At 61.1% G+C, this 18,935-nt stretch carries 15 protein-coding genes; 4 read left to right on the top strand and 11 right to left on the bottom strand.

Annotation, left to right across the window (positions count from 1 at the left end):
- Window position 1: 1 nt before the first annotated feature.
- The 3 genes from CKW11_RS22820 to pmbA form a co-directional block, all read right to left on the bottom strand.
- Window positions 2-1,378 (bottom strand): aspartate ammonia-lyase, encoded by a 1,377-nt coding sequence (locus CKW11_RS22820; protein ID WP_095139489.1) that lies wholly within the window; start codon window positions 1,376-1,378, stop codon window positions 2-4.
- Entirely contained in the window at window positions 1,359-1,766 is a 408-nt protein-coding gene (locus CKW11_RS22815; protein ID WP_095139488.1) for a FagA protein, read from the bottom strand. Before CKW11_RS22815 ends, CKW11_RS22820 begins: the two co-directional genes overlap by 20 nt.
- 216 nt (window positions 1,767-1,982) lie before the next feature.
- Window positions 1,983-3,329 carry a metalloprotease PmbA gene (pmbA, locus tag CKW11_RS22810; RefSeq protein WP_027610838.1) on the bottom strand — a complete coding sequence of 449 codons (1,347 nt, stop codon included), beginning with the start codon at window positions 3,327-3,329 and terminating at the stop codon, window positions 1,983-1,985.
- 108 nt (window positions 3,330-3,437) lie between these two features.
- On the opposite strand from pmbA, the gene yjgA reads away from it, so the two are divergent.
- A complete protein-coding gene (gene yjgA / locus CKW11_RS22805) occupies window positions 3,438-3,962 on the top strand; it encodes a ribosome biogenesis factor YjgA (protein WP_007961589.1) in 525 nt (174 codons plus the stop codon).
- A gap of 92 nt (window positions 3,963-4,054) precedes the next feature.
- Here yjgA and tldD read toward each other — a convergent pair whose 3' ends face one another.
- The 8 genes from tldD to mreB all read right to left on the bottom strand — a co-directional run bounded on the left by tldD (window position 4,055) and on the right by mreB (window position 15,318).
- Window positions 4,055-5,497, bottom strand: coding sequence for a metalloprotease TldD (gene tldD / locus CKW11_RS22800; protein WP_007961588.1), 1,443 nt, complete (start codon window positions 5,495-5,497; stop codon window positions 4,055-4,057).
- A gap of 4 nt (window positions 5,498-5,501) precedes the next feature.
- Complete coding sequence (locus CKW11_RS22795; RefSeq protein WP_095139487.1) at window positions 5,502-6,362, bottom strand: carbon-nitrogen hydrolase family protein; 861 nt, start codon at window positions 6,360-6,362, stop codon at window positions 5,502-5,504.
- A 137-nt stretch (window positions 6,363-6,499) separates the two neighbouring features.
- Entirely contained in the window at window positions 6,500-10,303 is a 3,804-nt protein-coding gene (locus tag CKW11_RS22790) for a YhdP family protein (protein WP_095139486.1), read from the bottom strand.
- Between the two features lie 75 nt (window positions 10,304-10,378).
- Window positions 10,379-11,836: a ribonuclease G gene (rng, locus tag CKW11_RS22785; protein WP_007961585.1), complete on the bottom strand. Its 1,458-nt coding sequence runs from the start codon at window positions 11,834-11,836 to the stop codon at window positions 10,379-10,381.
- Window positions 11,837-11,894: 58 nt separating this feature from the next.
- Window positions 11,895-12,491, bottom strand: a complete 597-nt coding sequence (locus CKW11_RS22780; protein ID WP_095139485.1) for a nucleoside triphosphate pyrophosphatase — start codon at window positions 12,489-12,491, stop codon at window positions 11,895-11,897.
- A 44-nt stretch (window positions 12,492-12,535) separates the two neighbouring features.
- A complete protein-coding gene (mreD, locus tag CKW11_RS22775; protein WP_007961576.1) occupies window positions 12,536-13,027 on the bottom strand; it encodes a rod shape-determining protein MreD in 492 nt (163 codons plus the stop codon).
- Window positions 13,027-14,139 carry a rod shape-determining protein MreC gene (gene mreC / locus CKW11_RS22770; RefSeq protein ID WP_095139484.1) on the bottom strand — a complete coding sequence of 371 codons (1,113 nt, stop codon included), beginning with the start codon at window positions 14,137-14,139 and terminating at the stop codon, window positions 13,027-13,029. Before mreC ends, mreD begins: the two co-directional genes overlap by 1 nt.
- Before the next feature lie 141 nt (window positions 14,140-14,280).
- Window positions 14,281-15,318, bottom strand: a complete 1,038-nt coding sequence (mreB, locus tag CKW11_RS22765) for a rod shape-determining protein MreB (protein ID WP_002555108.1) — start codon at window positions 15,316-15,318, stop codon at window positions 14,281-14,283.
- Between the two features lie 211 nt (window positions 15,319-15,529).
- Between mreB and gatC the strand changes: the two genes are divergently transcribed.
- The 3 genes from gatC to gatB are packed head-to-tail and all read left to right on the top strand — an operon-like array spanning window position 15,530 to window position 18,741.
- A complete protein-coding gene (gatC, locus tag CKW11_RS22760; protein WP_003221657.1) occupies window positions 15,530-15,817 on the top strand; it encodes an Asp-tRNA(Asn)/Glu-tRNA(Gln) amidotransferase subunit GatC in 288 nt (95 codons plus the stop codon).
- A 16-nt stretch (window positions 15,818-15,833) separates the two neighbouring features.
- On the top strand, window positions 15,834-17,285 hold the full coding sequence (gene gatA, locus CKW11_RS22755) for an Asp-tRNA(Asn)/Glu-tRNA(Gln) amidotransferase subunit GatA (RefSeq protein ID WP_095139483.1): 1,452 nt from the start codon (window positions 15,834-15,836) through the stop codon (window positions 17,283-17,285).
- A gap of 10 nt (window positions 17,286-17,295) precedes the next feature.
- Window positions 17,296-18,741: an Asp-tRNA(Asn)/Glu-tRNA(Gln) amidotransferase subunit GatB gene (gene gatB, locus CKW11_RS22750; protein WP_007961565.1), complete on the top strand. Its 1,446-nt coding sequence runs from the start codon at window positions 17,296-17,298 to the stop codon at window positions 18,739-18,741.
- Window positions 18,742-18,935 lie beyond the last annotated feature (194 nt).

Below are 18,935 nucleotides of genomic sequence, written 5' to 3'. Positions count from 1 at the left end.
TTTACACGCCGCCGGCGGTGAGTTTCTCGGGGTTGAGCAACTCTTCCAGTTGGCTGCGGGACAGATCGGTATGTTCCAGCGCGACGTCGATCACCGGGCGCCCTTGTCTGTAAGCCTGCTTGGCGATTTCGGCGGCCTTCTGATAGCCGATGATCGGGTTGAGCGCGGTGACCAGAATCGGGTTGCGCGACAGCGCTTCCTTGAGCCGCGACTCGTTGACCTTGAAACTGGCAATCGCCTTGTCGCCGAGCAGACGACTGGCATTGGCCAGCAGTTCGATACTGCTCAGCAGGTTCTGGGCGATGATTGGCAGCATCACGTTCAGTTCGAAATTGCCCGACTGGCCGGCGATGGTGATCACCGAATCGTTGCCAATCACTTGTGCGGCGACCATGGCGGTGGCTTCCGGGATCACCGGGTTGACCTTGCCTGGCATAATCGAGGAGCCCGGTTGCAGGGCTTCCAGCTCGATTTCGCCGAGGCCGGCGAGCGGGCCGGAGTTCATCCAGCGCAGGTCGTTGGCAATTTTCATCAGCGACACGGCGGTGGCTTTGAGCTGGCCGGAGACGGCGACGGCGGTGTCTTGGGAGCCGATCAGCGCGAACAGATCCTTGCCCGGAGTGAATTGCACATTCGTCAGTTGGCTCAACTGGCGGCTGAAACGCGCAGCGAATTCCGGATGAGCATTGATCCCGGTGCCGACCGCCGTACCGCCCTGCGCCAGCGATTGCAGGCTCGGCAGCAAATCCTGCAGATGACCGATATTGGCCTTGAGCTGCTGCGCCCAGCCATTGAGCACCTGGCTCATGCGCACCGGCATTGCGTCCATCAAGTGCGTGCGGCCGGTTTTGACGTGGTGGTGCACCTGTTCGGCTTTGTTTTCGATGACCTGCACCAGGTGCAACAGCGCTGGCAGCAACTGTTCATGCAGGGCCAACGCCGCGCTGACGTGGATGGTGGTTGGAATGATGTCGTTGCTGCTCTGGCCGCAATTGACGTGATCGTTCGGGTTGACCGGCTCGCCAAGCAGACGGCTGGCAAGGTTGGCGATCACTTCGTTGGCATTCATGTTGGAACTGGTGCCGGAACCGGTCTGGAAGATATCCACCGGAAAATGCTGCATGAAATCGCCTTCGAGCAGGCCTTGCGCGGCATCGCTGATGGCTTTGCCCTGGCCGGCGCTGAGCTGGTTGAGTTCGACGTTGGCCCGCGCGGCGGCGGCTTTGGCGAGGATCAGCGCACGGATGAATTGAGTTGGCATCGGCTTGCCGCTGATCGGGAAGTTATCCACTGCGCGCTGGGTCTGCGCGCCGTAGAGAGCGTCCACCGGCACCTGCAGTTCGCCCATGCTGTCGCGCTCAATACGAGTCTTGGTCATCGGTAAATCCTTGGACTAATTCAATGAGAGGAATCGAGGGAAGCAACTCGCAGGTCGCCAGTTGCCAGGTGTAGCGCTGCCAGCGCTGGAGCCGGCAGTTGCACAGCGACAGGCGCTCCATTTCACGCAACGGGCGCCAGGCTTGATCGAGACACAGGCTGCGCCAGTGCCACGGCAAGGCGATGTCGCTGGCCGTGTCGAGCAGCAAACGGAAGGAGGTTTCAGCGATGGTCCACGGGGAAGTCGCCGTGCAGCAGGCCAGATAACGGCCTTCGGCCAGGTAATGTTCGATCAGGCGTGGTTCATCGGGATCCATCGCGCAACGGATCTGGCGACTCATCCAGCGCCAGCTTTCGAGGTATGGCTGGTCGTGCAAGGCAGAACTCATGATCCGGGACTCGTTCGGAGATGAGATTCATTATTAGATGATAATGAGAACCAAAACAAGAGTACCTTTGTAGGAGCTGCCGCAGGCTGCGATCTTTTGATTTTGCTTTCACACACAAGATCAAGAGATCGCAGCCTGCGGCAGCTCCTACAGGGAGGACATGAAAAAGGCGCGCCATCCGGGGGGATGGCGCGCCTTTTTTGTTGCCGCCGGGTTTTAGCTACCCGCGACAGTCATCCGCTCGATCAACACCGAACCCGTGCGAATATTGCTGCGCAGCTCCAGATCATTACCGACTGCAACGATCTGCTTGAACATGTCGCGCATATTGCCGGCGATGGTCACTTCCTGCACCGCGAACTGGATTTCGCCGTTCTCGACCCAGAAACCCGCCGCACCACGCGAATAATCGCCGGTGACCATGTTCAAGCCATGGCCCATCAACTCGGTAACCAACAAGCCACGGCCCATGCGCTTCAACAGCGCCGCCTGATCTTCATCACCGTGAGTGACGAACAGGTTGTGCACGCCACCCGCGTTGGCGGTGCTCGGCATGCCGAGTTTGCGCCCGGAGTACGTGCCGAGGATGTACGACACCAGCTCGCCTTTCTCGACGAACGGTTTGGCGTAGGTCGCCAGACCATCACCGTCGTAGGACGCACTGCCCATGGCGCGCATCAGATGCGGACGCTCATCGATGGTCAGCCATTCCGGGAACAGCTTCTGCCCCAGCGTGCCTTCGAGGAACGACGATTTGCGATACAGACTGCCGCCAGACACCGCCGACAGGAAGCTGCCGAACAAACCTCCCGCCAGTTCAGCGGAAAACAGCACCGGCACTTCGCAGGTTGGCACCGGACGCGCGCCCAGACGACTCGCGGCGCGTTGCGCGGCACGCTGACCGATGCTCACGGGATCCGCCAGCAGGCTGCCCTGACGATTGACGTCATACCAGTAATCGCGCTGCATCTGGCCATCGGCTTCGGCGATCATCACGCAGCTCAGGCTGTGCCGGGTCGACGCGTAACCGCCGATGAAACCGTGGCTGTTGCCATACACACGGCAGCCCTGATGGGTGCTGAGGGTGGTGCCGTCGGCGTTCTTGATTCGCGCATCGGCGTCGAACGCCGCGGCTTCGCAGAGCAACGCCTTCTCGATGGCCTGCTCTGGGGTGATGTCCCATTCGTGGAACAGATCGAAATCCTGCACATCCCTGGCCATCAGCGCGGCATCGGCGAGACCCGAGGCTTCGTCTTCAGAGGTGTGTTTGGCGATCGCCAGTGCGGCAGCGACGGTTTCGCGAATCGCGTCCGGACCGGTGGCGGAGGTGCTGGCCGAGCCTTTGCGCTGGCCGACATACAAGGTGATGCCAAAGCCCTGGTCGCGATTGAATTCGACCGTCTCGACCTCACGCTGACGCACCGACGTCGACAAACCCTGCTCCAGCGACACCGCGACTTCACAGGCGCTGGCGCCCTGACGCTTGGCTTCGGCGATGATCTGCTCGACCTGCTCCTGCAGTGCCGGCAATGCTTGCGGGCCGACGCTTTGAACTGCACTCATGCTCATCTCCACTCAAATTCTGCTTTCGGCTGGGGTCATCGAGCGACCGGGCCGGACAAGCGGCCCCCGACTGGTTATCATGGCGGCGTTTCTTTGCGGACTGCCACCATGGTTGATTCTTACGACGACTCCCTCGATACGGGAGAAAAAAGCAAATCTCAGGTCAAACGCGAGCTGCATGCTCTGGTTGACCTTGGCGAGCGCCTTACAACACTCAAGCCCGACTTGCAGGCAAAACTGCCATTGACCGACGCCTTGCGCCGGGCCTTGGCCGATGCGCCGAAGCACACCGCGAACATCGCGCGTAAACGCCACCTGCAGTTCATCGGCAAACTGATGCGCGATCAGGACACTGACGCGATTCTGGTCCTGCTCGATCAACTCGATGCCTCCACCCGTCAGTACAACGAGCGTTTCCACAACCTCGAACGCTGGCGTGACCGCCTGATCGCCGGTGACGATGCCGTGCTGGAGAAATTCGTCGTCGAATACCCGGACGCCGATCGCCAGCAACTGCGTTCCCTGATCCGTCAGGCTCAGCACGAGGTTGCACACAACAAACCTCCTGCTTCCAGCCGCAAGATCTTTAAGTACATCCGTGAGCTGGACGATACCCAACGCGGTCTGCGTTGATACTCGCCCTGTAGGAGCTGCCACAGGCTGCGATCTTTTGATCTTGAAAAAGCAAAGATCGCAGCCTGCGGCAGCTCCTACAGCTGGTTTATTTATGCGCCCGTGCCACCCACGGTAATCGCATCGATCTTCAGCGTCGGCTGACCGACACCCACCGGCACCGACTGCCCGTCCTTGCCGCACGTGCCCACACCGCTGTCCAGCGCCAGATCGTTACCGACCATCGACACCCGGCTCATCGCCTCGGGGCCGTTGCCGATCAACGTCGCGCCCTTGACCGGCGCGGTGATCTTGCCATCCTCGATCAGGTACGCCTCGCTGGTGGAGAACACGAACTTGCCGCTGGTGATGTCGACCTGACCGCCGCCAAGGTTGGCGCAGTAGATGCCCTTTTTCACCGAGGCGATGATTTCCGCCGGATCGCTCTCGCCTCCGAGCATGTAGGTGTTGGTCATGCGCGGCATCGGCAGATGCGCGTAGGACTCGCGACGACCGTTGCCGGTACGGGCCACGCCCATCAGGCGCGCGTTGAGTTTGTCCTGCATGTAACCCTTGAGCACGCCGTTCTCGATCAGCGTGGTGCACTCGGTCGGGGTGCCTTCGTCGTCGACGCTCAGCGAGCCGCGACGACCACTCAACGTGCCGTCATCGACAATGGTGCAGAGCTTGGAGGCAACCATTTCGCCCATGCGCCCGCTGTAGGCCGAACTGCCCTTGCGGTTGAAATCGCCTTCCAGACCATGACCGACCGCTTCGTGCAGGAGCACGCCGGACCAGCCCGAACCGAGGACGACAGGCAAGGTGCCGGCCGGTGCCGGAATCGCTTCCAGATTGACCAGCGCCTGACGCAGCGCTTCACGGGCGTAGCCCATGGCGCGGTCTTCGGCGAGGAAGTAACGATAGTCGGTTCGCCCGCCGCCGCCATGTCCGCCGCGCTCGCGACGGCCATTCTGCTCGACGATCACGCTGACGTTGAAACGCACCAGCGGACGCACGTCAGCGGCCAGGCCACCGTCAGTGGACGCCACCAGAATCCGTTCCCAGACCCCGGCCATGCTCACGCTGACCTGCTGAATCCGTGGATCGAGGGCGCGGGTGGCGACGTCGATGCGCTTGAGCAGCTCGACTTTCTCGGCGCGGCTCAGCACTTCCAGCGGGTTGTCCGGCGCGTACAGCTGTGCGACATCCTGAGTGCTGAATGCCTGCACCGTGCCGTTCTGCCCGGCGCGGGAAATCGAACGCGCAGCACGCGCCGCCGCACCAAGGGCTTCAAGGGTGATCGCGTTGCTGTAGGCAAAACCGGTTTTCTCGCCGGACTGCGCACGCACGCCAACACCCTGGTCGAGGTTGAAGCTGCCTTCCTTGACGATACCGTCTTCCAGCGACCACGATTCGGAGATCTGGCCCTGGAAATACAGATCGGCAGCATCAATGCCCGGGCCGGCCAGATCGCCGAGCACACCTTGCAGGCTCTCGATGGTCACGCCGCCGGGCGCCAACAGGTGATCACTGACTGAGGACAACAACTCGCTCATAGGTTTACGCCTTAAATTCATGTTCTGAAGCAGGCCGCTGGGCGCCCTGCGAGAAAAACCGCCGATGATTCGTCACCGGCATTCGCGCCCTGATAGACGCTTGTTCATCACTGTCGCGTGCGGCCAGCAAAACCGCTTCGCCTTGATCCTGATGCGCCAGCACCCGGCCCCACGGATCGATAATCGCCGCATGACCGAAGGTCTCACGCGGTCCCGGGTGGGTCCCGCCCTGTGCTGCCGCCAATACGTAACACTGGGTCTCGATGGCCCGGGCGCGAATCAGCACGTCCCAATGCGCCGCACCGGTCACTGCGGTGAAGGCCGATGGGGCGGTAATCAACTCGGCCCCGGCAGCGCGCAATTCGCTGTACAGCTCCGGAAAGCGCAGGTCGTAGCATACGGTCAGGCCAACTCGGCCAACCGGCGTGTCCGCGACCACCACGCCACTGCCATAAGCATAGTCATCGGATTCACGGTACCGCCCGCGATTGTCCGCCACATCGACATCGAACAGGTGCAGCTTGTCATACCGCGCCACGGTTTCACCCTGATCGTTGACCAGCAGCGAACAGGCGTGGGACTTGGCGTCCGGTTGCCCGAGCGGTGGCAACGGCAACGTGCCGGCCACTATCCATAACTTGAGGTCGCGGGCGGTCTGTTTCAACCATGGCAGGATCGGCCCTTCGCCGAGCGCTTCGGCGCGGCCGATATCGGCGATGTCGCGACGGCCCATGGCCGCGAAGTTTTCCGGCAGCACTGCCAGCTTCGCGCCGCTGGCCGCAGCCTGTTCGAGCAGACGTCGAGCCTGCGCCAGATTGGCCAGCACATCGCTCTGGCTGACCATTTGAATCACCGCTAAAGACATGGCCGCTTCCTGACAGGGAGTCCACTTATCACTGTAGGAGCTGCCGCAGGCTGCGATCTTTTGATTTTGCTTTTAAAAACCAGATCAAAAGATCGCAGCCTGCGGCAGCTCCTACACGGGGGAAAGCCTCATGCTACTCAAAAAGGCTTGTCGAAGGTGATTTTCGGCTCTTTCCACGGGCCTTTGACGGTGTACTTGACGCTGGCGAAGCGCGCCACACGGTCGCCGATCAGCTTGTCGATCAGGAACAACGCCCCGCCGACCGCCGGCGCGCCGACGATCAACGCGGCAATCGGCAGGTTGTTGGTCACCGGCAAGGTCACCAGCAATTTGGCGTCGACCTGATCGCCGACCAGATCCAGCGTACCGTCCAGCTCAAGATTGCTCGAAGGACCGGTCAGACGAATCGGCTCGCGGGTGACATACACGCCGTTATTCGCCACCAACAGGCCCTTGACCCGATCGTAGCTCAAGCCTTTGCCGAACAAATCGGAGAAGTCCAGACGCAGGCGACGGCCGATGGAGTTGAAGTTGAGCAGGCCAAACACCCGCAACGCCTGCGCGCCGCCCTCCACTTCAACGAACTGACCTTTGTTGAGCGAAGCATCCAGCGTGCCGGAGAAACGCTTGGTCGCCAGCCATGCCGGCGAGCCCGGCCAGCGGCCATCGACATCCATGTGAAATTCTTCACTGGTCACGCTCGGCGCAAAGCCCCAGCCCTTGAGCACATCGGCGAGGTTCTTGCCGCTGATCCGGCCCTTGAACCAGCTGTTGGTCGAACCCGGCGCTCCTTCCCAACCACCATTGCCCTGCAACAGGATGCCCTTGAGGCCCATGTCGAGGTTATTCAGGACGATGCCTTTGGCTGTCGGGCGGACCTTCAGCGACCAGCCGCCAACCAGATCCTGGCCCAGAAACAACTGATTGATGGTGATATCCAGCGCGGGAATCTTCGTCGGGTCGACCGAAACCAGCGGATCAGGCGAATTCTCGTCCGCCTGCACCGTCGGATCCGGCGCCGGCAAGCGCACGTATTGCAGATTGACCGCGATCGGCGCGCCCTTGACATCGGGCAGGCTGGCCGAACCCTTGGCCTGCTGACTATCGAGTGCCAGATTCCACGCCCACGGCTTGCGATAGACCTGAACCGCGGCCTGATCCAGCGTGGAGCCGAATGCGGTGAGCTTGCCCACCTTGAAGTCGGCACTGTTGAGCAGTTGTTTGGCACTGCCGCCCGGATCGTTGCCAGCGTATTTGCCGAGCAGATCCTGCCACGGCGCGACGTCCAGCTCCGACAGCACACCGCGAATGCGCAAGCCCTTGGCATTCGGCAGTACGGCGTCGCCGGTTCCTAGAAACAGCTCACCGCGACCATCGGCGATATTGCTCGGCGGCGCGGCGAAGATGAAGCTCGCCAGTTGATCGTAGTTGACCCAGTAACGCCGCTCCGGTCCCTGCAGCGTCATGCGGAACACCGTGTCACGACCCTGCTCGGCCGACATGCCGAACGGCGCCGGCAGATCCACCGCGACGCCTTTCATGCTGGAACTGACGATGAGCTGACTGTCGGTGCCGTCGAGGTTGACCTGCAACTGATAGGGAATGGTCCCGGACACCGGCAATGGCTGAGTCACGCCCAGCCAGTCCGTGAGTTTCTTGACTTCGACCTGCCCGGAAGCCGCGACCCGAGTCTTGATTTTATTGGCGCTGCCATCGGCAAAAATCTGTGCGGTCACGGGCTTGTCGAAAGCCCTCGCGGCGATGTTCTGCCCGCTCAAACCCTTGGCGCTGTCGAAGCGGAAATCGCCCTTGAGTTGACTCAGTTCCAGCTTCGGCTCAGCCAGTTTCAAGCGCGCATTGGCGGTCTTGAAGTCAACGAGGATCTTCGGCAGATCGCCCTTTTCCAGCGGAATGTCGAGTTTGACCTTGCCCTGCAGATCGCCCTCACCTTCCCAGCCGGCAAAGGTTTCGCCAGTGCCAATCGGCGCAGTCTGCAGAATCTTCAGCCCGTCGCCCAACCCGCCGGCAAACCCGCCGTCGAGGAACATGTGGGTAGGTTGCCCGGCTGGCACATGGGGAATGCTGACGAAAACATTGCTGACCTGGGTGTCGAACAACTGGCCCTTGTCGGCCACGATGCGCACGCCGCTGTCTTCGATGAACACGTCGCCGCTGACCTTGCTCACGTGCGGCCAACCCGGCTGGAACGCCAGCTCGGCGTCATGCACCTTGAAGAACAGGCTGATGCTGCGATCCGAGTCCTTGGCGTTTTTGCTCAGCGAACCCTGGTACTGGAAGAACCCCTGATCCACGGCGCCCTTGAGGATCGCCGTACGCAGCCACTCGTCGAGGGCCGGGCTCAAGACTTCGGGCAGGTATTTGGCGGTGTAGCGACCGTCGCCATCGACCAGCCCGACGCGCAGGTCCATGTAGTCTTCCTGGCTATGATCGAAGTGCAGGCGGATCAGGAAGTCGCCGGCAATCTTGCCCTCTTCGCCCAATACTTTCAGGTAAGGCGCGATCAGGGTGAAACCTTCTTTGTCGAGCTTCCACGTCAGTCGGGCATTGGCCTGAATGTATTGCCATGGCTTGGCGAAGATCGGGTCGAGGTGCAGGACGAAATCCTTGCTGTCCAGGCGCAACTCGCCGCCGTCGAGGTTGCCGCTGAGACTGCCACTGACGTTTCGCGCCGCCGGGGCACCGTGATAGGCATCGAAACCGACATTATCGAGGTTGGCAGCGAAGCCGAACTTCGAGCCGTCGGTGGCATTGGGACGAAAATCCAGCAGCACGTTGCGCAGTCCACCCGTCACCTTCAGGTGGTCGACGACCGTGGCGACGTTTTCGGGCAACGGCCCCAGCGCATTGAGCAACGGCGTGATCGGTGTCAGGTCGAGGCGGTCGGCCTGCAAGTGCCACAACTCATCGGTTTTATCGGTGGCCACCGTCTGCTTGAGCTGCACATGGGATTCCCAGCGGGTCTCGCCGAAGTTCATCGCCAGCGAATCGAGAGTGACAATCGCGCCCTCGTCATCCCGCTGGTAATAGCCGTTGAGCGCCAGATTGCTGATTTTGATCGGCTTGCGCTCGGCATAAGCGCCAGTCACCTGCGGTGCGTTCAAGCGGATGGCGGCGCTTTGCAGAGCGCCGTCGTTCCAGTTCACCCACAGCTCGCCGCCAGCCTTGATCTCGGAAAAATTCCACTGTTGGGTCACACGCTCCGGCAGCCACTTCGACCAGTCGCTTTGCGGCAGGCTGACATAACCGTCAACCGAACTGTTGCGCAATTGAGAGGGGCGAATCCGTGTACGCAGGCTCATCGCTACCGGTTGCCCATCGGGCAAGGTCAGACGAGCATCAAGACGCTGACGGCTGCTGCCGGTTTTCAGATTGAGGCCAACATAAGTAAAGGTCATCGGCGCCTGATCCAGCGGCTGCACGGTCACCTGACTGTCGAGCACCGACAGTTGCTGAACCATCTGCGAGCGCTTGAACAATTGTTCGGGATCAAGCGGCTGGTCGTTCTGCACCGGCAAGCCTTCCAGCGCCCAGGTGCCATCCTGCGCTTCCTTGACGCTGATCTTCAGGCCGTTCAGTTCCAGGTGGGCGATGCGGACTTCGCGCGCCAGCAGACTGGCCCAGAGATCAGGTACCACGCGCACCCGATCCAGGCGCAAGGCATTGGCGCCGTCACCAACCATCACATCATGGGCCAGCAGAATCGGCGCGAAGCCGCTCCAGTTGCCTTCCAGTTCGCCGATCTGCAACGGCATGCCGAGTGCGGCGGTGGCCTTGTCTTCGATATCGGTGCGGTATTCCGCCACCAGCGGCGTCAGTTCCCGACCGAGGCTGACGTACAACGCCATCAACACCAGAAGCAACGCGCACAGGCCCAGCCCCCAGCGGGTCAGTGCGGCCAAAATGCGTGTCAGACGCTCCATGTCAGTTGGCTCCCATGGCAAAAAAACTACTAAAAGCTGAGGCCAGCCGTTGTGGATTAAATGTGCTGCAGGGGTTCAGAGCAGCACCACGTCATATTGTTCCTGGGAATACATGGTTTCGACCTGAAAGCGGATGGTGCGGCCGATGAACCCTTCAAGTTCGGCGACATTACCCGACTCTTCGTCGAGCAGCCGATCCACTACTTTCTGGTTCGCCAGTACCCGATACCCCTCGGCCTGATAGGCGCGGGCTTCACGCAGAATCTCGCGGAAAATCTCGTAACAGATGGTTTCCGGGGTCTTCAGCTTGCCCCGGCCCTGACAACTGCTGCACGGCTCGCACAGCACTTGCTCAAGGCTCTCGCGGGTGCGTTTGCGGGTCATCTGCACCAGGCCCAACTCGGTGATGCCGATGATGTTGGTCTTGGCGTGATCACGTTCGAGCTGTTTTTCCAGGGTACGCAGAACCTGGCGCTGGTGCTCTTCATCTTCCATGTCGATGAAGTCGATGATGATGATCCCGCCCAGATTGCGCAGGCGCATCTGCCGGGCAATCGCGGTGGCGGCCTCGAGGTTGGTTTTGAAAATGGTTTCTTCAAGGTTGCGATGACCGACGAACGCGCCGGTGTTGACGTCGATGGTGGTCATGGCTTCCGCCGGATCGACCACCAGATAGCCGCCGGACTTGAGCGGCACTTTGCGCTCGAGGGCTTTCTGGATCTCGTCTTCGACGCCATACAGGTCGAAAATCGGTCGTTCGCCCGGATAGTGTTCCAGACGATCGGCGATTTCCGGCATCAGTTCGGCGACAAACTGCGTGGTTTTCTGAAAAGTTTCCCGGGAGTCGATGCGGATCTTCTCGATCTTCGGGCTGACCAGATCGCGCAAGGTGCGCAAGGCCAGGCCGAGGTCTTCATAAATCACACTCGGTGCGCCGATGGTCTGGATCTGCGCATTGATCTGATCCCACAGGCGCCGCAGGTAGCGGATGTCCATGAGGATCTCATCGGCCCCGGCACCTTCGGCGGCGGTACGCAGAATGAAGCCACCGGCCTCTTTGATTCCTTCCTTGGCCACACAATCGCTGACCACCTGCTTGAGGCGTTCGCGCTCGGCTTCGTCTTCGATCTTCAGGGAAATGCCGACATGGGCGGTGCGTGGCATGTACACCAGATAACGCGACGGAATCGACAACTGAGTCGTCAGTCGCGCACCTTTCGAGCCGATCGGGTCCTTGGTCACCTGCACCACCAGGCTCTGCCCTTCGTGCACCAGCGCGCTGATGCTTTCTACCGCCGGGCCTTCGCGCAGGGAAATTTCCGAGGCATGAATGAACGCGGCGCGATCCAGACCGATATCGACGAACGCCGCCTGCATGCCCGGCAGCACACGGACAATCTTGCCTTTATAGATGTTGCCGACGATCCCGCGTTTTTGCGTGCGCTCAACGTGGACTTCTTGCAGCACACCGTTTTCGACCACCGCCACGCGCGATTCCATCGGCGTGATGTTGATCAGAATCTCTTCACTCATGGCAGGGTCTCGTTCAGGCGTGTTCACGATAATGGCCGCATCTTGATTCGTACGACGCTCATTGCGCGTTCAGGTTTTGCCAACAGGGTATGCCGAAATGGCCCAACAGTTCTGCGGTTTCGCAAACCGGCAGCCCGACCACCGCCGAATAGCTGCCATTGAGGCCTGCGACAAACACCGCGCCGAGGCCCTGAATGCCATAACCGCCGGCCTTGTCCCGGGGTTCGCCACTGGCCCAGTAGGCCGCAGCCTCTTCGCGGCTGATCGGACGGAACCGCACCAGACTGCGCGCCACGCGCGACTCGCAACGCTGGCCTTCAAGCACGGCGATGGCGGTCAGCACCTCATGCTCCTTGCCGGACAACATCATCAGCATGGCGCATGCGTCGGCTTCGTCCACCGGTTTGCCAAGAATTTTGCCGTCGAGCACCACCGCGGTGTCCGCGCCCAGAACGCAAAACGCCGCGTCGGCCGCCAGCGTGCGCCGACCGGCCTCGGCCTTGCCACGCGCAAGGCGTTCGACATAGGCCGCTGGCGATTCTTCGGGGAGCGGGGTTTCATCGATGTCCGCACTGATGGCGGAGAACGGCACGCCGATCTGCGTGAGCAACTCACGCCGACGCGGCGAACCAGAGGCGAGGTAAAGCGGCTTCATCAAGACATCTCCCTTGTCGAGGTGCGGGCACATGCCTGACCGAATCAGTTGATTTTGTAGCGCCGGCGCAATCCACGCAAAGCGAAGCTGACCCAAGGCCAGAGCAAGGCACTGACCAGTGCCGGCAGTACCAGCGCCAGAGTGGGCTGACGGTTGCCGGTCAAGGCGCTGAGCCACAGCTGCACCAGTTGAGCGAGGCCGAAGATCACCAGGATCACCAGGCACTGCTGCCACATCGGGAACATCCGCAGACGCTGCTGCAACGACAGCACGAGGAAGGTGATCAGCGTCAGGATCAAGGCATTCTGGCCAAGCAGATCGCCCTGCAGCACGTCTTCGGCCAGCCCCAGGCAGAACGCGGTGACCATGCCGACCGTATGCGGCATGTACAACGCCCAGAAGGTCAGCAGCAACGCCAGCCAGAGTGGACGCAGGATTTCCATGAACATCGGCAGCGGTGAAACGCTGAGCAGGATGCCGACGACAAACGTCAGCCAGACAATCCAGCCGTTACGCGAAGCTGTAGCGCCGACCATTATTCTTGTCTCCCGGTGTTGGCTGGCGCAGTGGCGGGCGGTTTCGCCGCCGGGCGCGCAGCAGGCTGGGATGCCGGCGGCTTGCTCGCCGCCGCGGGCTTGGCCGCAGGTTTGGCCGGCGTGGTGCTGGCCGCAGCAGCTGGCGCTGGAGCGGTCGGCGTAGCTGGCGTTGCCGCCGCTGCCGGTGTGTTGACGACTTTCGGCACCGTGGCTGGAAGCATCGGGCCGCCGCCCTGCGCATCGAGATTTTCCTGGGCCTGCGCCGCATCGTTGGCGCGTTCTTCGGCAGTGCGGTTGTCGCTGAATACCAGCAGCAGATAACGGCTGCGGTTCAACGCAGCGGTCGGCACCGCACGAACAATCGCGAACGGCTGGCCGGAGTCGTGGATGACTTCCTTGACCGTCGCCACCGGATAACCGGCCGGGAAACGCTGACCCAGGCCGGAGCTGACCAGCAGATCGCCTTCCTTGATGTCGGCGGTATCGGCAACATGCCGCAGCTCCAGACGTTCCGGGTTGCCGGTGCCGCTGGCAATCGCCCGCAGACCGTTACGGTTCACCTGCACAGGAATGCTGTGAGTGGTGTCGGTCAGCAGCAGCACCCGGGAGGTGTACGGCATCAACTCGACCACCTGGCCCATCAGGCCGCGTGCATCGAGCACCGGCTGACCGAGCACTACGCCATCGCGCTCACCTTTATTGATGATGATGCGATGGGTGAAGGGATTGGGGTCCATGCCGATCAACTCGGCCACTTCGACCTTTTCGTTGACCAGTGCGGAGGAATTGAGCAACTCGCGCAGCCGCACGTTCTGCTCGGTGAGGGCGGCAAGCTTCTGCATGCGGCCCTGCAACAGCAGGTTCTCGGTCTTGAGTTTTTCGTTTTCGGCGACAAGCTCGGTGCGGCTGCCGAACTGACTGGCGATGCCTTCCCACAGCCGTCCGGGCAGGTCGGTGATCCAGTAGGCGTCCATCAACACCAGCGACGCTTGTTTGCGCGCGGGTTTGAGCAGGTCGAAGCGGGCATCGACCACCATCAGCGCGACCGACAGCACGGCCAGCACCAACAGGCGCACACCCAACGAAGGGCCTTTGGCGAAAAGCGGTTTAATAAGCCGCTCCTCCCAGGCAAATGTTCTGTTTATTCATACGGCATCAAACCGGCCTGGATGAAGACTGACAGAAGATAAACGCCAACAGGCAGCACTGCAAAGTGCTGCCTGTGCGCTCACCCACGTATTGCAAACCGGCGATTATTCGCTGGAGAGCAGGTCCATGGTGTGCTTGTCCATCATTTCCAATGCACGGCCACCGCCGCGAGCAACGCAGGTCAGCGGGTCTTCGGCAACGATCACCGGCAGACCGGTTTCCTGGGCCAGCAACTTGTCGAGGTCACGCAGCAGCGCGCCACCACCGGTCAGCACCAGACCACGCTCGGCGATGTCGGAAGCCAGTTCCGGCGGCGATTGCTCCAGTGCGCTTTTCACCGCCTGAACGATGGTAGCCAGGGACTCTTGCAGAGCTTCCAGCACTTCGTTGGAGTTCAGGGTGAATGCGCGTGGAACGCCTTCGGCCAGGTTGCGACCGCGAACGTCGACTTCGCGAACTTCGCCGCCCGGGTAGGCCGTACCGATTTCCTGCTTGATGCGCTCGGCAGTCGATTCACCGATCAGGCTGCCGTAGTTGCGGCGCACATAGGTGATGATCGCTTCGTCGAAGCGGTCGCCGCCAACGCGGACGGATTCGGCATAGACCACACCGTTCAGGGAGATCAGCGCGATTTCAGTGGTACCACCACCGATATCGACGACCATCGAACCGCGTGCTTCTTCAACCGGCAGGCCGGCACCGATCGCAGCCGCCATCGGCTCTTCGATCAGGAACACTTCACGGGCACCGGCACCAAGGGCCGATTCACGGATGGCACGACGCTCAACCTGGGTGGATTTGCATGGAACGCAGATCAGCACACGAGGGCTGGGCTGCAGAAAGCTGTTTTCGTGAACCTTGTTGATAAAGTATTGCAGCATCTTTTCGCAGACGCTGAAGTCAGCGATCACGCCGTCCTTCATCGGACGAATGGCAGCAATGTTGCCCGGCGTACGGCCGAGCATGCGCTTGGCTTCGGTGCCGACAGCGACGACACTTTTCTGGTTACCGTGTGTCCGAATGGCCACAACCGATGGCTCATTCAGGACGATACCGCGCTCGCGCACGTAAATAAGGGTGTTGGCAGTGCCCAGGTCAATGGAAAGATCGCTGGAAAACATGCCACGCAGTTTCTTGAACATGGGAAAGGGACCCTAGGCAACGCGTGGGTAAAAAAGTGCGGCAAACTCTAACAACGACAGGGATTTTGGGCAAGGCGCCAATATGTTAAATTGGCCGCTTTTCTGTGCACCAAGCCCCACAATCGCGGCCTTATGACCGTAGAAGTGCGGTAGTGTTCCGACAATCTAACACACGGACGCCGTCCGTTCTGTTTTCCACTGGAGAATCCCGATGGCGCTAGAACGCTCCGACGTGGAAAAAATCGCACATCTGGCCTGCCTTGGCCTGAATGATGCCGATCTTCCGCATATTACTTCCGCCCTCAACAGCATTCTCGGGCTGGTCGACGAAATGCAGGCCGTCGATACCGACGGTATCGAGCCTTTGGCCCACCCGCTGGAAGCCAGTCAGCGCCTGCGCGCCGACGTCGTGACCGAGACCAATCATCGCGAGGCCTATCAGTCCATCGCACCAGCGGTCGAAAACGGCCTGTATCTGGTTCCGAAAGTCATCGACTAAAGGGAAAGAGCCTGCAATGCATCAAATGACTCTGGCCGAGATCGCCCGCGGTCTCGCCGATAAAAAGTTTTCCTCCGAAGAGCTGACCAAAGTCCTGCTGGCGCGTATTACCCAGCTCGATCCGCAGCTCAACAGTTTCATCAGCCTCACCGAAGAGCTGGCACTCGAGCAGGCGAAAGCCGCCGACGCGCGCCGGGCCAACGGTGAGAGCGGCGCCCTGCTCGGTGCGCCGATAGCCCACAAGGACCTGTTCTGCACCCAGAGCATCCGCACCAGTTGCGGCTCGAAGATGCTCGACAACTTCAAGGCGCCGTACGACGCCACCGTGGTTGCGAAACTGGCCGCAGCCGGCGCCGTGACCCTGGGCAAGACCAACATGGACGAATTCGCCATGGGTTCGGCCAACGAGTCGAGCTGGTACGGCGCGGTGAAAAACCCGTGGAACCTGGAACACGTGCCGGGCGGTTCGTCCGGTGGTTCGGCGGCGGCAGTCGCCGCTCGTCTGTTGCCGGCGGCCACGGCCACCGACACCGGTGGTTCGATCCGTCAGCCCGCTGCATTCACCAACCTCACTGGCCTGAAGCCGACCTACGGTCGTGTTTCGCGCTGGGGCATGATCGCTTACGCCTCCAGCCTCGATCAGGGCGGCCCGTTGGCGCGCACGGCCGAAGACTGCGCAATTTTGTTGCAAGGTATGGCCGGGTTCGATCAGAACGACTCCACCAGCATCGATGAGCCGGTTCCGGATTACTCCGCCAGCCTCAACACTTCGCTGCAGGGCCTGCGCATCGGCGTGCCGAAGGAATATTTCAGCGCCGGTCTCGACCCGCGCATCGCCGAACTGATCCAGAACAGCATCCAGGAGCTGCAGAAGCTCGGTGCCGTTATCAAGGAAATCAGCCTGCCGAACATGCAGCACGCGATTCCTGCGTACTACGTGATCGCCCCGGCCGAAGCTTCCTCGAACCTGTCGCGTTTCGACGGCGTGCGCTTCGGCCATCGCTGCGAGAACCCGGAAAACCTGATCGACCTGTACAAGCGCTCCCGTGGCGAAGGCTTCGGACCGGAAGTGCAGCGCCGGATCATGGTCGGTGCCTACGCGCTGTCCGCCGGTTACTACGACGCCTACTACCTGAAAGCGCAGAAAATCCGTCGTCTGGTGAAAAACGACTTCATGGCAGCCTTTAATGAAGTCGACATCATCCTCGGCCCGACCACGCCGAACCCGGCCTGGAAGCTCGGCGCGAAGAACAGCGACCCGGTCGCTGCCTATCTGGAAGACGTCTACACCATCACCGCCAACCTCGCGGGCCTGCCGGGTCTGTCGATGCCGGCCGGTTTTGTCGACGGTCTGCCGGTGGGCGTGCAGTTGCTCGCGCCGTATTTCCAGGAAGGTCGCCTGTTGAACGTTGCCCACCAGTATCAGTTACACACTGACTGGCACACCCGCACCCCAACCGGCTTCTGAGGAGACACACATGCAATGGGAAGTCGTTATCGGGCTGGAGATTCACACTCAGCTCACTACCCGGTCGAAAATCTTTTCCGGTAGTTCCACCCAGTTCGGCTCCGAGCCGAACACCCAGGCCAGCCTGATCGACCTGGGCATGCCCGGCGTGTTGCCGGTGCTGAACCAGGAAGCGGTGCGCATGGCGGTGATGTTCGGTCTGGCGATTGACGCCGAGATCGGTCAGCACAACGTGTTCGCCCGTAAAAACTACTTCTACCCGGATCTGCCGAAGGGCTACCAGATCAGCCAGATGGAGTTGCCGATTGTCGGCAAGGGCCACCTGGACATCGCGCTGGAAGACGGCACCGTCAAACGTGTCGGCATCACCCGCGCGCACCTGGAAGAAGACGCCGGCAAGAGCCTGCACGAAGAATTCAACGGTGCCACCGGCATCGACCTGAACCGTGCCGGCACGCCGCTGCTGGAAATCGTTTCCGAGCCGGACATGCGCAGCGCCAAGGAAGCTGTGGCTTATGTCAAGGCGATCCACGCGCTGGTGCGTTACCTGGGCATCTGCGACGGCAACATGGCCGAAGGTTCGCTGCGTTGCGACTGCAACGTCTCGGTTCGCCCGAAAGGCCAGGTCGAGTTCGGCACCCGCTGCGAGATCAAGAACGTCAACTCGTTCCGCTTTATCGAGAAGGCGATCAACTCCGAGATCCAGCGTCAGATCGAGCTGATCGAAGACGGCGGCAAAGTGATCCAGCAGACCCGTCTGTACGATCCGAACAAGGACGAGACCCGTCCGATGCGCTCCAAAGAGGAAGCCAACGACTACCGTTACTTCCCCGATCCGGACCTGCTGCCGGTGGTCATCGAAGAGTCGTTCCTCGGCGAGGTGCGCGCCACCCTGCCGGAACTGCCACCGCAAAAACGCGAGCGCTTCCAGAGCCAGTTCGGTCTGTCGGCCTACGACGCCAACGTGCTGGCCACCAGCCGTGAGCAAGCGGACTACTTCGAGAAGGTCGCAGCCATCGGCGGCGACGCCAAACTGGCGGCGAACTGGGTGATGGTCGAGTTGGGCAGCCTGCTCAACAAGCAAGGCCTGGACATCGACGAGTCGCCGGTTTCCGCTGAACTGTTGGGCGGCATGCTGCAGCGCATCAAGGACAACACCATCTCTGGCAAGATCGCCAAAGTGGTGTTCGAAGCGATGGCCAACGGCGAAGGCACGGCGGACGAGATCATCGACAAGCGCGGTCTGAAGCAAGTGACCGACAGCGGCGCGATCTCCGCGGTACTGGACGAAATGCTCGCGGCCAACGCCGAGCAGGTCGAGCAATACCGTGCGGCAGACGAAGCCAAACGCGGCAAGATGTTCGGCTTCTTCGTCGGTCAGGCCATGAAGGCTTCGAAAGGCAAAGCCAACCCGCAGCAAGTGAACGAACTGCTGAAAAGCAAGCTCGAAGGCTGATGAAAATGGGGCCAGACCTGAAGCCTGGCTCCATCCCCTGTGGGAACAATCTTCTATGGCAAGAGGTTTTTTGTGGTGAGGGGATTTATCCCCGATGGGCTGCGAAGCTGCCCCAATTCTTCTGTATCTGGAATTTGGGGGCGCTGCGCGCCCCATCGGGGATAAATCCCCTCGCCACAGAAGCTGATCTCCAA

Origin of the sequence: Pseudomonas sp. Irchel s3a10 (assembly GCF_900187525.1) — a bacterium.
GTDB lineage: Bacteria > Pseudomonadota > Gammaproteobacteria > Pseudomonadales > Pseudomonadaceae > Aquipseudomonas > Aquipseudomonas koreensis_G.
The sequence above is the reverse complement of the archived record's forward strand: the minus strand, read 5'-3'. Positions and strand labels throughout refer to the sequence as shown.